General features: G+C 58.4%; 18 protein-coding genes. All 18 read left to right on the forward strand.

Translation table 11 applies throughout. The features are described 5' to 3' along the window. Positions 1-95: 95 nt before the first annotated feature. The 18 genes from Pan44_RS28320 (at position 96) to Pan44_RS27460 (ending at position 12,864) form a co-directional block, all read left to right on the forward strand. A complete protein-coding gene (locus Pan44_RS28320) occupies positions 96-458 on the forward strand; it encodes an HNH endonuclease signature motif containing protein (protein WP_390620646.1) in 363 nt (120 codons plus the stop codon). A 77-nt stretch (positions 459-535) separates the two neighbouring features. Next, positions 536-745, forward strand: coding sequence for an HNH endonuclease family protein (locus tag Pan44_RS28325; protein ID WP_390620647.1), 210 nt, complete (start codon positions 536-538; stop codon positions 743-745). Next, positions 742-1,047, forward strand: a complete 306-nt coding sequence (locus tag Pan44_RS17260) for a hypothetical protein (RefSeq protein WP_145031349.1) — start codon at positions 742-744, stop codon at positions 1,045-1,047. The genes Pan44_RS28325 and Pan44_RS17260 overlap by 4 nt, the downstream gene beginning before the upstream one ends. 343 nt (positions 1,048-1,390) lie before the next feature. Beyond that, entirely contained in the window at positions 1,391-1,663 is a 273-nt protein-coding gene (locus Pan44_RS17265; RefSeq protein ID WP_145031351.1) for a helix-turn-helix domain-containing protein, read from the forward strand. 597 nt (positions 1,664-2,260) lie between these two features. Continuing rightward, the gene (locus tag Pan44_RS17270) at positions 2,261-3,667 is read left to right on the forward strand and encodes a tyrosine-type recombinase/integrase (RefSeq protein WP_145031353.1); all 1,407 of its coding nucleotides are present in this window, start codon (positions 2,261-2,263) and stop codon (positions 3,665-3,667) included. An 82-nt stretch (positions 3,668-3,749) separates the two neighbouring features. Beyond that, positions 3,750-4,175 carry a hypothetical protein gene (locus Pan44_RS17275; RefSeq protein ID WP_145031355.1) on the forward strand — a complete coding sequence of 142 codons (426 nt, stop codon included), beginning with the start codon at positions 3,750-3,752 and terminating at the stop codon, positions 4,173-4,175. Positions 4,176-4,237: 62 nt separating this feature from the next. Then, positions 4,238-4,810 carry a hypothetical protein gene (locus Pan44_RS17280; RefSeq protein WP_145031357.1) on the forward strand — a complete coding sequence of 191 codons (573 nt, stop codon included), beginning with the start codon at positions 4,238-4,240 and terminating at the stop codon, positions 4,808-4,810. Next, positions 4,807-5,154, forward strand: coding sequence for a helix-turn-helix domain-containing protein (locus Pan44_RS17285; protein WP_145031360.1), 348 nt, complete (start codon positions 4,807-4,809; stop codon positions 5,152-5,154). Before Pan44_RS17280 ends, Pan44_RS17285 begins: the two co-directional genes overlap by 4 nt. Then, complete coding sequence (locus Pan44_RS17290) at positions 5,151-5,669, forward strand: hypothetical protein (RefSeq protein WP_145031362.1); 519 nt, start codon at positions 5,151-5,153, stop codon at positions 5,667-5,669. Before Pan44_RS17285 ends, Pan44_RS17290 begins: the two co-directional genes overlap by 4 nt. After that, positions 5,666-5,932 (forward strand): helix-turn-helix domain-containing protein, encoded by a 267-nt coding sequence (locus tag Pan44_RS17295; RefSeq protein ID WP_145031364.1) that lies wholly within the window; start codon positions 5,666-5,668, stop codon positions 5,930-5,932. The genes Pan44_RS17290 and Pan44_RS17295 overlap by 4 nt, the downstream gene beginning before the upstream one ends. A gap of 38 nt (positions 5,933-5,970) precedes the next feature. Next, on the forward strand, positions 5,971-6,798 hold the full coding sequence (locus Pan44_RS17300; RefSeq protein ID WP_145031365.1) for a tyrosine-type recombinase/integrase: 828 nt from the start codon (positions 5,971-5,973) through the stop codon (positions 6,796-6,798). After that, the gene (locus Pan44_RS17305) at positions 6,795-7,016 is read left to right on the forward strand and encodes a hypothetical protein (protein ID WP_145031366.1); all 222 of its coding nucleotides are present in this window, start codon (positions 6,795-6,797) and stop codon (positions 7,014-7,016) included. The genes Pan44_RS17300 and Pan44_RS17305 overlap by 4 nt, the downstream gene beginning before the upstream one ends. A gap of 10 nt (positions 7,017-7,026) precedes the next feature. Continuing rightward, on the forward strand, positions 7,027-9,729 hold the full coding sequence (locus tag Pan44_RS17310) for a P-loop NTPase fold protein (RefSeq protein WP_145031368.1): 2,703 nt from the start codon (positions 7,027-7,029) through the stop codon (positions 9,727-9,729). A gap of 1,035 nt (positions 9,730-10,764) precedes the next feature. Then, positions 10,765-10,962, forward strand: a complete 198-nt coding sequence (locus Pan44_RS17315; RefSeq protein ID WP_145031370.1) for an uL14 family ribosomal protein — start codon at positions 10,765-10,767, stop codon at positions 10,960-10,962. A 153-nt stretch (positions 10,963-11,115) separates the two neighbouring features. Then, complete coding sequence (locus Pan44_RS17320; RefSeq protein ID WP_145031372.1) at positions 11,116-11,379, forward strand: hypothetical protein; 264 nt, start codon at positions 11,116-11,118, stop codon at positions 11,377-11,379. Between the two features lie 83 nt (positions 11,380-11,462). Then, positions 11,463-11,705 (forward strand): hypothetical protein, encoded by a 243-nt coding sequence (locus tag Pan44_RS17325; protein WP_145031374.1) that lies wholly within the window; start codon positions 11,463-11,465, stop codon positions 11,703-11,705. A gap of 77 nt (positions 11,706-11,782) precedes the next feature. Further along, entirely contained in the window at positions 11,783-12,703 is a 921-nt protein-coding gene (locus Pan44_RS17330; RefSeq protein WP_145031376.1) for a hypothetical protein, read from the forward strand. Positions 12,704-12,714: 11 nt separating this feature from the next. Next, entirely contained in the window at positions 12,715-12,864 is a 150-nt protein-coding gene (locus tag Pan44_RS27460; protein WP_197453411.1) for a hypothetical protein, read from the forward strand. Position 12,865: the final 1 nt, after the last annotated feature.

The following is a 12,865-nucleotide window of genomic DNA, read 5'->3' on the forward strand; positions in this document are numbered from 1 at the left end:
GGTTCTGGAGCAAAGTGGATAAGTCCGGCGACTGTTGGGAATGGCGTGGCTGTCGTTGTGGCAACGGATACGGAAGTTTCACGGTCAACGGAAAGATGCGAAGGGCCAGTCGGGTCATATGGGAGTTGACCCACGGCCCGATCGCTGCCGGTCTCTGCGTGCTGCATCGGTGTGACAATCGAGCATGCGTGAACCCGGCCCATCTCTTTCTCGGTACGCACGCCGCGAACATGGCCGACATGACGCAAAAGGGCAGGCAGGCAAAGGGGTCGAAAGTTGCCCGCCACGGCGAGCAACATGGATGCTCAAAGCTCACCACCGATACCGTCGAACAAATCCTGCGGTCGACCGGCACTCAAAAGAGTATCGCTAAACGATTCGGCATCAGTCGGTCACACGTCAGCGCGATCAAATTGGGCAAATTCTGGAAACACATTTCAAGGAAAACATCATGCTAACCACAGAACAGAAGACTCATTTTTGGGCACGGGTGGACAAGTCCGGCGGCGGCGGCGCACGAGCCTGCTGGAAATGGATGGGGGCGACCCGTGCCGATGGCTTCGGCGTCCTGCGACTTGCAGGCCGTCTGACCTACCCGCATCGAGTCGCGTTCTATCTGAGCGGCGGGAAGTCGCGGACATCGCACGTCACGCATACGTGCGGAAATCATGCCTGCTGCAATCCAAAACATCTGACCACGCGACCCGGAAGCGGGAAGCTCATTCCAGTACCGGGGACGAAATGAACCTCTTTCAACGCACCATCGAACGATTCCCCGAACTGACTTCGGCGGGCTTTGTCGATGTCACCCATCCGGACTATTCACGCCTGCGCCAGAAACTGATCGAATCGGAAGCGGCGTTCAACGCCTGCGTCCGCTACCTGATCCACTACGCCCCGGATACGTGTGCGACCAGCGTCGGTCTGAAACACGACGTTGAACGCTACTGCAACGGGCTTCTCTATGTGCCCCAAGGCTGCGCGATCGCGGCCTGCATCGTCGACGGTGTTGGACGAATTGACGGGCAGGTGTTGCGCTATGATTAGTCGCAAGGGTGAAAAGAACGGGCGTGCAAAACTGACAGTCGATGATGTCCGGCAGATTCGAGCATCATCGGAAACATCTAAGAGCCTCGCCAAACGGCTTAACGTGCATCGCACGACCATCAGTCTGATTCGGCGACGGATCAATTGGGCGCATCTTTGACAGCAGATTGGATCAAGGGCTTCATCGAGGATCGCTGCGAGCCTGACGCCGAAGGCGTTTCCCTCTCAAGTTTCCACAAACATGCGGAGCGTGTTTGTGGCGTTCTTCTCCCCTTCAAAGAGGTCGCCCGCATCCTTCACGATCTAGGCGTGAGGCCGGGCGAACGTGTTCAGTTGAAGTACCGTGAATATCGAAAGCCTGTACGCCAAGTACCTGAAGATCGCGAGCGACCCAACAGCCGCCGCCACGCTGGTCCTCGCGCATGTTCAAGCTGGTCAAACCGACCGGCCTGAATTGCTCGACACAACGGCCGCTGCCGAGCAGCTTGGCGTGTCCAAAGCGCAGGTCCAATCGTTTGCCCGCAACGGCCAGATACGGCACATCCGCGTTGGCCGTCTGATGAAATTCAAGCCCGAACATATCGACGAGTTCCTGCGACCAGCGTCGTTCCTGTGACCTCCCTCAAGCCTCGCCGTTTTGCGGCGAGGCTTTTTTTGTGCAACGACACTAAGTTGCATTCCTGCAACAGTCTACATAACCTGTGCAGTATTGTGTTCACCGTACTTTTTCTGCACGTCATTGACATCTTGGATGCCTGACCTCTTGCGTGCAGTCTCGCCGCGTCGTAGGGTGATGGACCGTCTGTGCAACTGCACCAAGTACCTGTTCTGAAGCATCTTTCTACGCCTAAATGGCTTACAACTGGTTTTCCGAAGGTCAATAACCCCAGCAAATTCGGCCTTTCGTCGAAATCGCTTTGATCGCTTGACATGCATGAGGTCACAGGTTCGAGTCCTGTCAGGCGCACATTTCTTTACCGCTGAAACGGTAAGGGCTTCCGGCGAAAGCCGGAACTTCTGAGGATGCTGTAGAGGCTCAAAACGGTCCACATCGGACTTTCCGATGTGGACCGGAGAGCCTGAATGCATCCAAAAACCTCTCTCGGCAACGCTCTGCCGTCCGCTACGTGCACCACTTGCTCACGTGGTCCGCCTTCTTTCCGGATTTCGGTCAAAACATCTCCGGAGGCTGTCTCTTCAATTGTGAGCGAACATGAGCGAGCGAAAACCATTCAAACGAAAGTTGTCGGACGGGTGCTTCCGTTGGTACGTCCTTTGGAACGGCCGTCAGCAGTGGCTCGGAAGGGATGAAGCCGAAGCGCAGCGAAACCTGGAGCGACTGAAGGCCGGGGAAGCCGTCGTCAGTCCGAAGCAACAGGCCGCGAAGGCCGCATTGCCGGAGTACGTCGACAAGTTCCTGGACTGGACTCAGGCCAACAAGCCGGCCCGATACGACGCCTGCCGATTTGCGTTGCGTCCGTTCGTCGTGAGATTCGAGCGGGAGCCCGTCGCCAAGCTGAGCAGGCGCAAAGTCGAAGCCTGGATCAGTGAGCAGCCGAATCCCTTCCGCACGCGAAGGGCCGTTGTGCGTTGCTTCAAGTGGCTGGTCAATAACGGCCACGTGCCGTCATCACCGCTGGCCGGAATGGAAATCACCGTCTCCGAACTGGTCGACAAGTTCCTGGAGCACGCGAATCGACACTACGTGAAGCGCGGCAAGGTCACGTCCGAAGTGAATTCGATCAAGATGGCGGTCGCGCCGTTGGTCGACCTCTTTGGTGACCTGCCCGCGAGCCAGTTCGGACCGGTCCGCCTGGAGAAGGTGCGAACGGCGATGATTGCCCGCGGTTGGTGTCGGAGCGCCATCAACCAGCACTGCGGTCGCATCCGGCGCGTCTTCAAACGGGGTGTCCGTCTCCAACTGATCCAACCACGCGTCCTGGAAGCCCTGAAGGCCCTGGAGCCGCTGTTGCACGGCCGGACGGAAGCTGTTGAAGCGGAGCCGGTCGAGCCAGTTTCGGAGACGACTGTGGAAGCAACGATTCCACACCTGCCGCCGATGATCGTCGACATGATTCGCGTTCACCGGCTCACGGGGATGCGTCCCGGTGAAGTCTGTTCGATGGACTGGACAGAGATCGACACGAGCGGAGCCGTGTGGGTGTACCGCCCGACGTCCCACAAGTTGGAACATCACAACCGGAAACGTGTGATCGCGATCGGCCCGCAGGCACAAGCGGTTCTGATGAAGTACCGCGGATTCGGTCCCGTCTGGCCTGGAAAGAACGGTGCGTTCACCACGGCCGCTTACAGGCGAGCCATCACCCGCGGCTGCGAGTTCGCGTTTGGGATGCCGAAGGAACTTCGCCCGCGAGGGAAGGCGCTGAAGGAACTCACCGCTGAGCAGCGGGAGGACGTGAAGCGACGAGCCGAAGCGTGGCGCGAGGAACACACGTGGCACCCGAACCAACTCCGTCACAGCTTCGCGACCGAGCTTCGGAAGTCTGAAACTCTGGACGTGGTTGCGGCCACGCTTGGTCACAGCCGTATCGCGACGTCAGAGCTTTACGCGGAACTCAACTTGGCAGCGGCGACGGCCGTTGTGGCGAAAATTGGGTAATTGCGGTCAAAACTCCGCGAGTGCCTGTCTCTTTAACTGTGAAGGCCCCGCACTTCGCGGGGCCAGCCACAAGGGGACAACGATGATTGCTGGACTGCCTGAAGAACTGATTGACGAGTTGACGAACGCCTGGACGTCGGGCGACCGGGAACGGGCCTCTGAGATTCTGGAAGATGTTGCTGTCTATCACCGCACGGACGACGAAACGCGACGGGTGATCGAACATCTGCTGTCGAATGAAGAAGCGTTGGGGCGAATCTTCGCCGACGCCGGGCTTCTGCGCGACGCATTTAGTGGAGTTAGCTGCGATCGCTCAAAAGAAATCCTGTCTGAGATTGATTCGTTCCTTGAGGGAGTCTTCGACAATGGCGTGACAGACGAATTCTCCGGGCACGTCTTCGATGTCCTGATGGAACGTGAATTCGACACTTTGGTGATCGCGTCGATCGTTCTGTATCGAGCGAAGACCGTTCTATTGCCCGCGGTGCTGGAAGCCATCAACGCCTAACCCCGTCTGTCCCCGGCCGGCCCTGCGCACGACGTGCGGGCCGGCCTCTTTTCACAACTCCCATGATCCTCATTGACAACATCGAATCTCTGGACGTCGCCGAACTTGCTGACCGTCTCGACCTGTCGAGTTTGGACGAGTACGGAGTCGAGATCGCCCGGAATGCATTCATCACCGGAGACGTGGACATGATGCCATTTCGTCTCGACTTGCGTTTCGTCTGGATCAATGCCCCCTTGCTGAAGCATCGCGGGATGTACGAACAAGTCCTTCTGCATGCCTACACGGGAGCGAAAGGCAACTGGTCTCATTGGTCGATCTGCTGCATCGAGAGGCTGTTCAATATCGCCGATCGCGACCGACTACGGGCGGCCGGCAACCCGCTGCCCAGTGAAGGCCCGTTTACGCTCTATCGCGGAGTGTCGGGCGTTGGACAACGTCGACGGCTAAGAGGTTTCTCCTGGACAGACTCGGTTGACGTCGCCCGTTGGTTCGCCAATCGGTTCCCTGGCATTCTGAAACATCCCGCAGTCCTGAAGGCTACGGTTGCGGCGAACGAAGTCTTCGCATTCATCAACGGGAGCGAACGCGAGTTCATCTGTCAGCCCAAACAATTCGAGCGGATTCCGGCATGAACGAACTACTTCAACAACTCGACAAGCGGCGACGCATGGTCCAAATGACTCAGACGCACCTCGCGTTTCAGTCCGGACTGACTCAGGCCGCGGTGTCGAACATCCTGGCCGGAAAGACATCGCCGACGCTCGCGACCCTGAAAGCTCTCGTCACTGCGATGGGCGGCAAGGTCACCGTCGAGTTTCCAACCGAGCCTTACCAGTTCAGGAACCAGCGTGCCGAATGGCTTGATCGGTCACCGTCGAGCGGCATGGTCTGGACGATTCACAAGGACTGGCAAAGCCTGCCGCCGCTTCCGCGCCGTCCAGCGCCGAAACCGACCGGAAAGCCCGACAACTCATGATTCTGTACCACTTCACGGCGCTGATTAACCTGCCGCCGATCATCCGCAACGGCATCACTGACGGCCGCTTGCCAGTCCATCGTCGGCACGGGTTCATCCGTTGCGCCAGCCTCACGACCGAGCCCGACCACCGTCGTCAGTCTTGGTACACCGACACCGGGTTCGATCGGACTCGCGTCCGGCTCACCTGCGACGTCGATGCCTGGAGCGTGCGGCAGATTTACCAGCGGTATCCGACTCCCGTGAGGATTCAGCGCCAGCTTGTCCCGTGGGAGATGCGTGGGAAGTGGTTCTTCGCTGCCAGCGTCCCGCCGGAGAAGCTGACGGTGGAGATTCGACACGACGACTACGAACCCGTGCCCCCTGATGAACTCGCGGGTCTGATCCACGACATCGACCTGGAGCGCCAGAACTTCAGGTTTGAAGCCGGTCCGCACGGAGAGATTGCGGACCTGATTGCTTCACGTTCCTGGCTCGTTGACGGTCCCTCTGTCCCGAAAGTGCTTACCGTATGAACTTCGCAGAAATCGTTTCCACTCGGCTCAAGGCGCTGAGCATGAATCAGCGTCAGCTTGCGCAGCGGGCCGGCCTCACTCCGATGAAAGTGTCTCGGCTCCTGACCGGGAAAGAAGAACCGTCCCTGGCCGTGGCTGAGTCGCTCCTGAAGGCTGTCGGCGGCGCGTTGCAGCCTCACTTGGTCGACGTCGTCACCTACAAGACCGGACTTGCCCATAAGAAAGGCTTGCCGGTCGACTCGCCGGAGTTGTGGGAGCAGTGACACTTGAATTGATGCCGGGTAATTGATAACTATCCGGCATGTCGTCGAAGGATAGTGAATTTCGGCTTCCCGATCAGGATTTATCCAACATCCTGTTCCTTGTGCTTTGCTTGCTGGCTGAGAAGCCGCATCTTCAACGGCGGCTTAGGACACGACTAGAAGAACTCAATTGGCGTCCGGCATCCGGAAAGCCAGCTTTTCACGGCCTGATGGCCCGGATTGAATCGCTGGGCTGGGCACTCTCGACGTCGATCGACGATGGCGAATCCCGCGACCGACTGTGGCAACTGACTCGCGAAGGTTACGAGGCCTGGAAAGCGCAATTCGATTTCACGGATATGACCGCGAGGCGATGGGCGGGCGTTCGGAAGGGTGTGGCTGAATCGGATTTCGTGCTGCTGGCGGGCCTTCCGCCGCGAGTCGGTAAGCCAAAGATTGTTGAGCGGATGCCGACTGCTGATGAGAGTCGGAAGATTGCTCAAGCAGCGCGTCCAGACCTGCAACGAATCCTGGCGTTTTCATCACTCACGGGCGCGCGTCCTTACGACCTAATCACTGCACGAATCGAGTCAGTGAACCTACGGGCTCGGAAACTGACTTTGGAGGAAAGGTCTGCTTCAGGTAGTCGAATCACGGATCGGGAAGTTTCGTTCAACGCCGACGCCTCACGTGTGATTCGAGAGGCGATGTCTCAGCGGGCAAGCGGTCTCGTTTTCCTGACGACGACTGGACGCCCTTGGAATGCTGACTCCCTGGCGCGAGCGTTTCGGACTGCACGTCGGAAAGCGGGCGTTCCAGAAGATGTTTCGTTGAGCGGACGTGGGGGACGTGTTGCACGCGCAGATTTCACGGAGGTCGGATCATGAGCGTCCGAAAGAAGAGCGTGGAAACGGCCGAAATACCTGCACTCTGGAAACGCCTCTGGCCGGCCTGCGTGATCGTGGTGGTTGCGGTTCCAACGGCGACTCGCCTCTGGCCTGTTGCATTCGAGTTCAACGTGACACTCAAGGTCACGAATCGAGAAGCGGCCGAACCTTTGAAATTGCCTGATCCGGCGAACGCAGTCACCGATCATTCGAGATAAGAGGCAAGGAATGAAGCCCGATTCACCTGCACCTTCCGACGACGCCGAACCCGCACAAAGGAAGGCGCTGGCGGTCCGAATCCGGCTTCATCGCTTCATCATTCTCGCTGCTTATGCGGTGATTGCGGCAGTTTCCAGCGCGGTCGCAGTTACATTCGGCCAAGCCCACACATACTGGGGAGACTTCCTCACGCGGCTTCCACTTCAGCATTGGACCTGGATGATTGTCATCAGCGTTGGACTGGCCGCACTCGCGGCCTTTCCTAGCTGTCGTCTCTATCCCCTGAGAAGCTCGCATCTCAGACTGGACTATCCGCCGCTCTGGATCGGCGTCATTGCAGGAATCGGCCTTCTGCCGGGCTTCATTTTTCTGATCCAAAAGTACGTTCTTGCAGCTCGCGCCGACAATACGCCTGTGCTGACCGATTGGATCGTGGCCGTTCTGCTTCTCTTACTGATCGTGATCCTCTGGTCCTGGGGCATACGGACACTAGACGACCTTTCAGAACGCATGTTGCTAGAGACAGCTTCCGGTGAACATCCAATTCGAAGTGCAGCCGAAGATGAATACCGCTTCGATCGCGTCGGGAAGAGATTGGCACATGGACTGCGCCAACAGCGGTATCGAAGCATTGGACTCATCGGCGGTTACGGAAGCGGAAAGACCGGGATTACGAACTTGATTCGAGAGAATGTTGAGAAAATCCGTCACCAAGCAGAGTTCGCACAGTATCCGGAGTTGTGGTTCTCCCATACGACGTGCTGGGGATTCGCCGACTCGAAATCGGCCATTCACGAAATCTTGGATGCCGCAATCCGAGAGGTCGACGATCGCGCGGACACGCTCGGCGTGCGATCGCTACCTGATTCCTACATTTCAGCCGTCACTGCATCCTCAAGCTGGATTGAACAGCTTTGGTCGCTGTTTAGTCGGCATCAGAGTCCAGAAAGCAGACTGGCGGGTCTGTCCCCAATCTTGACTGCCCTGAATGCACGGCTGGTCATCATCGTTGAGGACTTAGATCGAAACCAAAGCCAAGATTTCGATCGTCAGGCTGTTCTTGCGATGCTTCAACGAATCAAAGACATCCCTTCGCTGTCATTTGTCCTCACCGGCGGTCGCGAGAGTACCGGAGACTCGCTCGCATTTACAAAGCTCTGCGATCACGTCGAGCCGATGCCCACTCTGCCATTGGTCGACGTCGCGAAATCCCTGCTGGCGGCGCGAGAGGCAGCATCGAAGGCGTACGGCGACGTCGATCCCACTCCTGACCCGCGCCGTAGCGACTTTGGCCAACTGCTTCGCTGGGATGGCCCATCACTCATACCGAAGTACGATTCGATCGAGCGACGTCTGCTTATGCTGCTCAGAACCCCTAGGAACCTGAAGCACACAATAGAACGGTCAGCGGATCTTTGGGAATCGCTGCATGGGGAAGTGGACTTTGATGAGTTGCTCTGCGTTTCAGCGCTCCATGTCGCTGCACCGTCCGCTCTGGATTTTATAATTCGTAACATCGACGACTTCCGCAAAACAGCCAGCCGCATTGAAAGCCAAGACCGAAGTGACGGTGCGATAAATGCACCCTGGTATGACCGGTGGCAAGAGGTTGTGCCAAAAGCCGACTTCGACGTCGATTCTGTCACGACAATTATTGACTACCTTTTGCCTGGAATGGTGACTTCAAAGATCGCAAGAAGCTATGGGAGTCCTGGTCCGCAAGCGCTTTGCCGGGTGAAGCCGACGGATTACTTCAGGCGAATCATGGAAGGTGAAGTCCCGGCGGACGAACTTACCGATCAGGAAGTGTTGAGGTTGATCGAAGAGGCTCGCAAGGGCGGCAGCTTGACGACGCTCGCAGACAAAATGGTGTCGAGCTTCGCCTTTATTGCGAAGTGGGAGCAGTTCGCGGATCGATTTCCGCGAGATCGATTGCTGGAACTGATTAGCTTGACGTTGAAGGAGGCCGTGACACCCGCGCTCTTTAAGCGCCAGCCCGGCTCGGAAGCATGGCTGGTCCCGCTCCGGGCCACATACCGCTGCAAGCCGATGCCCGCAGATCAGTATGTGGATTGGATGTGGCGAGAAATGGAAAAGGCGCTTCCGAAGAACATTGGTCTCGCGAACAGCATCTACGACCAGTTCGCGCTAGGTGAGCCCCGCCTGATTGAATGGGACCAACGTGAATACTGTCGAGACCGCCTTCGTGAGCGGGTTTATGCGTGGTGCAAAGAGCACTGGCCAAAGCTAACCCCAGCAGAATTTGCCAAGGCAGTCGATGGTCCAGCAGGGTCGCGTGGATGGGAACTGTGTCAGTTAATGTTCCCTGGCTCATCGCGTGGATTCAAAGTGAAACACTCCGAACGCAGCGATTGGGCATGGGCAGGCCCACTGATTCAAGCGGCGGCCGTTGCCTGCCCTGACATCATGATTCGCCAAGTCGCGAATCTCGTTTTCAAACAGGTTCAGTTCACTGTTGGCCCGGTGGACGGCAAGTCGCTGCGGGCTCTTTTCGGAGAAAATGGTCGGAATGTTGTGAAGTGGATCGCCGACAATTCCCATCGCTTGCCTCCGGTCGAAGGGATGGATGGAAAAGTTGTCGACGATCTAGCCGAACGATGGCTCCTGCATGGTGACGAGCCGGAAGATGGCAAAGCCACTGACCCAGTCACTGATAACCAAGACGGGACTGCGCCGCCTAGCGATTCATGAGGCTCACGGTCCAACACGACCACAGAGACAATCGCGAGACTCTGAGGTGATTGCGCGCGCAATACACGGGCCGCCACAAGCCCGCCAGCGGCCTGGAATCATCCTGGACGGGTTCCGGTAGCCTGGAGCACTGAAGACGTCTACGGGCGGCCTGGAGGCCGCTGCGGGCGTATCACAATGTGATACGAATCAGACGACCTGGAATGAGCCTGGAAAGGCATTCTAACAGTCTGTGATATGTCACGGATTGATATCGAATCTTGAGATGCCCAGCGCGATTACGGAGTTACGTCGAGATTCACCGCGTGCCGGCCAGTTTTCTCCGCCGATCGTGCCGATCGCTCAGAAATCGGCACCGCTTACCACGTAAGGACTTAGGTGCGTTTTTGGGGTAAATTCACAAAACCTCCTATCTATCGCCATATGCAAAATCAATTCTTATAGTAATAACAATATAAAAGATGACACACGTATAAGGAGTAGATGGCCGGTTCCCTGTTTTACCCTGAAAATCGACCTTAACTCCTTACGTGGCAACGGGTGCCGATTATTTTACGATCGGCGACATCGGCACGCCGCGGCAGCGATCCCTGATGACCGCTCGCGCGGTTGAGATGCGCGCCCTGGGCCGGCGACCTGACTCCCGCACGACCGCTACGACCGTCGCAATCCGTACAACCGTCACAGCCTGCCCGCTCCTGGCCGCTCGCTTGCATCGCAGGCAAGAGGTCACACGCCGTAAGTCTCGCTGCATCACTGACGTGCAACATCCTGACTGCACCTCATAGCGTAGTGATGTGGACCAATCTTGACTCCACGGGACCGGGAGGGGGTCAGATTCGGGCCGGCAGGCGGCGGCCGAAGGGCACGTTTGCGCCCAGCACTTTGGCGTGATTTCCCGGCGGCGACCCAGTCGACGACGCGGCGAACGACGATTTCGCACCGGAGCGCCGAGATTCCCGACACTTTCCGATCAAAACGATCGTTTTGGCCTAAATGAGGGTTAGGAGCACCTCATATCAACCAGCCAACGCAATGAACATCGTATCAACCCTCTTGACCCCGGCCGCAGGCACCCTGACGCCAGTGGCAGACATCGTCGCCGCCGTGCGAAAGGCCATTCCTCACGCTCACCTGAAGCGTGGTGAGGTCGTCGCCTGGATTTCTGAGGCCGGCCACAGGCTCACGTTTGCCGGCGGCCAGCTTCAGGCCGCTGACGTGAAGCTCAACTGATTCCACTGCCGCCCGTCAGTCCTGGTCAACTTCCTGGCGGGCAGCACTTCTCACACGCGGCCGGCGTAGGCCGCGGTCAGCCGTTGTCTTGGCGGCTGCCCAACACCGGCGGTGCTGCTTCGACACCGCCGGTCCTTACACCGAAGGTCTCTGATGATTTCCGACGAACAACTCGACCAGTTCATCAAAGAACGATGCCAGCCTGGAAAGTCGTCCCCGGCGGAGTTCGCGGACAGCGTTGCGACCTTCTTCGGCTTTCCTGGCTCATGCCACCGTGACAGCGTCCTTTGGATGCTCAAAGAGCGCGGCCTGTATTCGCCGAAGCGGTCTCCGTCCGACGATGAAGCCGTCTGGCTCATCTTCAGAACTGGCAAAGCCCCGAACGGCCTCGCCGGAATCACGGGCAAACCTCTCTGACTCTTGCCCGCCGGTGAAATACGGCGGCCCGGCCGCGCCTTGAGAAAGCCCGGCCGGGAGGGACACACCGGACTCGTTTGACAATGGGCGAGTCCGTGCCCGTGGTCGACCACGGGCGAATACAAATGATGATTGAAGCGGCCTTCAAACGTGTCACCGCTCCTGGACACGGCGTGAATCTTCCCACCGCGATCCGCGCCGTGTGGGACGCCATTCCGCGCGACTCTCGCGTCAGCCGGAAGGCCATTCAGCGCTGGATTCGCGCGAATCATCGCATTGTCGAATCCGCCTACGGACCGGTTCTGGCCGGCTTCCGCCTCATCTAAACGAGCGCCCTGGAGAGCTTGGAACGGGTTCGTATCCGGGGCGCTCGTAATCCGTTCACTGAACCCCGACAAAGATCATGAAACGCATCTCAAGTCTCAGATTCAAACTGTGGGCCGCCGAACAGGGCCTCAACCTGGACGATCAACAGGCCGAAGCCTTGCGGTCGGACCTGGAGCAGCGCTCCGGTCGGGAATTGCTTCACACCGACTTCTATCCGTCGAATCATCACGAGCGATTCGGCCTGAAGCGTGGCGACTCGCGCAACTCCCTGGAGCGAGTTCAGGACATGGAGTTCCGGAAGTCGCAGTTCAAACAGCCGGAGCAATTGCCGGTCTCGGAACAGATCGCGCGCTCCTTTGAGGCCGAAGCCAAACAAGCGCGGATTGATGCGCTGCCCGATGCCGAGCGTCGCGCAGTTCAGTATCGAGAGAAAGCGGACGCCGAAGCCCGCGCCCAGTCGGATGCCGCTGTCCTGGCTGAACAGCGCGGGAAGATCGCCGACGTTTTGACGGCCGCCAAGCTGAACGCGATTCGCGCCGCCTTCGATGCCGACCTGACCACGCGAGAGGTTGAGTTCGCTTTCCACAATGCCGCGCTCCTGGAGCACAACCTGGACGCCGGCCAGTACGCGAAGAATCACACCGACTGGGCGCGGCCGATCGCGGCTCGGAAATCAGCGAGCTACGAAGAGTTTCGGCAGAAGCTCGCGGCCGAAACCGCTCAGCGCCAGTCACAGATCGCCGAGTTCCTGCCGCCGCCTGCCGCTCCGGCCTCTGACAAGCCGTTCGCGTGGGACAAACCGCCGGAAGTTGCGCAGAGCCAAACGAAACGCGGCATGGTCCGCATCTTTCACGATGGAAAGGCCACCGTCGTTCCGCAGTGGGCATACGACGACAACATCGACAACCCGGCATGGCTCGCGAAGTACGCGACGGAGCACGGGTCAGTTGATGACGCTGTTTTGCAAGACGGCGACTCCCCGCATGGACAGTGGTGATGATGATTTCCATGCGCAACCTGGACGGCCGCTGGCTGGGCATCGTCACCGATCAATCGGGGCGATGCTTCGCGCGTTGGTACGGCGACAAGCCAACCGAACGTGCCATTGCGATCGACTGGCGCGACCGTCGTTCCGAGTTCTTCCGTTACTTCTACTGAG

Source organism: Caulifigura coniformis (genome assembly GCF_007745175.1).
Classification (GTDB): Bacteria; Planctomycetota; Planctomycetia; order Planctomycetales; family Planctomycetaceae; genus Caulifigura; species Caulifigura coniformis.

What these genes read in the sequence shown, in the direction of transcription:
- Pan44_RS28325 (WP_390620647.1), top strand. Translation starts at nt 536, where the DNA reads ATGGGGGCGACCCGTGCCGATGGCTTCGGCGTCCTGCGACTTGCAGGC.
- Pan44_RS17260 (WP_145031349.1), top strand. Translation starts at nt 742, where the DNA reads ATGAACCTCTTTCAACGCACCATCGAACGATTCCCCGAACTGACTTCG.
- Pan44_RS28320 (WP_390620646.1), top strand. Translation starts at nt 96, where the DNA reads ATGCGAAGGGCCAGTCGGGTCATATGGGAGTTGACCCACGGCCCGATC.
- Pan44_RS17275 (WP_145031355.1), top strand. Translation starts at nt 3,750, where the DNA reads ATGATTGCTGGACTGCCTGAAGAACTGATTGACGAGTTGACGAACGCC.
- Pan44_RS17280 (WP_145031357.1), top strand. Translation starts at nt 4,238, where the DNA reads ATGATCCTCATTGACAACATCGAATCTCTGGACGTCGCCGAACTTGCT.
- Pan44_RS17330 (WP_145031376.1), top strand. Translation starts at nt 11,783, where the DNA reads ATGAAACGCATCTCAAGTCTCAGATTCAAACTGTGGGCCGCCGAACAG.
- Pan44_RS17325 (WP_145031374.1), top strand. Translation starts at nt 11,463, where the DNA reads ATGGGCGAGTCCGTGCCCGTGGTCGACCACGGGCGAATACAAATGATG.
- Pan44_RS17295 (WP_145031364.1), top strand. Translation starts at nt 5,666, where the DNA reads ATGAACTTCGCAGAAATCGTTTCCACTCGGCTCAAGGCGCTGAGCATG.
- Pan44_RS17285 (WP_145031360.1), top strand. Translation starts at nt 4,807, where the DNA reads ATGAACGAACTACTTCAACAACTCGACAAGCGGCGACGCATGGTCCAA.
- Pan44_RS17290 (WP_145031362.1), top strand. Translation starts at nt 5,151, where the DNA reads ATGATTCTGTACCACTTCACGGCGCTGATTAACCTGCCGCCGATCATC.
- Pan44_RS27460 (WP_197453411.1), top strand. Translation starts at nt 12,715, where the DNA reads ATGCGCAACCTGGACGGCCGCTGGCTGGGCATCGTCACCGATCAATCG.
- Pan44_RS17320 (WP_145031372.1), top strand. Translation starts at nt 11,116, where the DNA reads ATGATTTCCGACGAACAACTCGACCAGTTCATCAAAGAACGATGCCAG.
- Pan44_RS17270 (WP_145031353.1), top strand. Translation starts at nt 2,261, where the DNA reads ATGAGCGAGCGAAAACCATTCAAACGAAAGTTGTCGGACGGGTGCTTC.
- Pan44_RS17315 (WP_145031370.1), top strand. Translation starts at nt 10,765, where the DNA reads ATGAACATCGTATCAACCCTCTTGACCCCGGCCGCAGGCACCCTGACG.
- Pan44_RS17305 (WP_145031366.1), top strand. Translation starts at nt 6,795, where the DNA reads ATGAGCGTCCGAAAGAAGAGCGTGGAAACGGCCGAAATACCTGCACTC.
- Pan44_RS17300 (WP_145031365.1), top strand. Translation starts at nt 5,971, where the DNA reads ATGTCGTCGAAGGATAGTGAATTTCGGCTTCCCGATCAGGATTTATCC.
- Pan44_RS17310 (WP_145031368.1), top strand. Translation starts at nt 7,027, where the DNA reads ATGAAGCCCGATTCACCTGCACCTTCCGACGACGCCGAACCCGCACAA.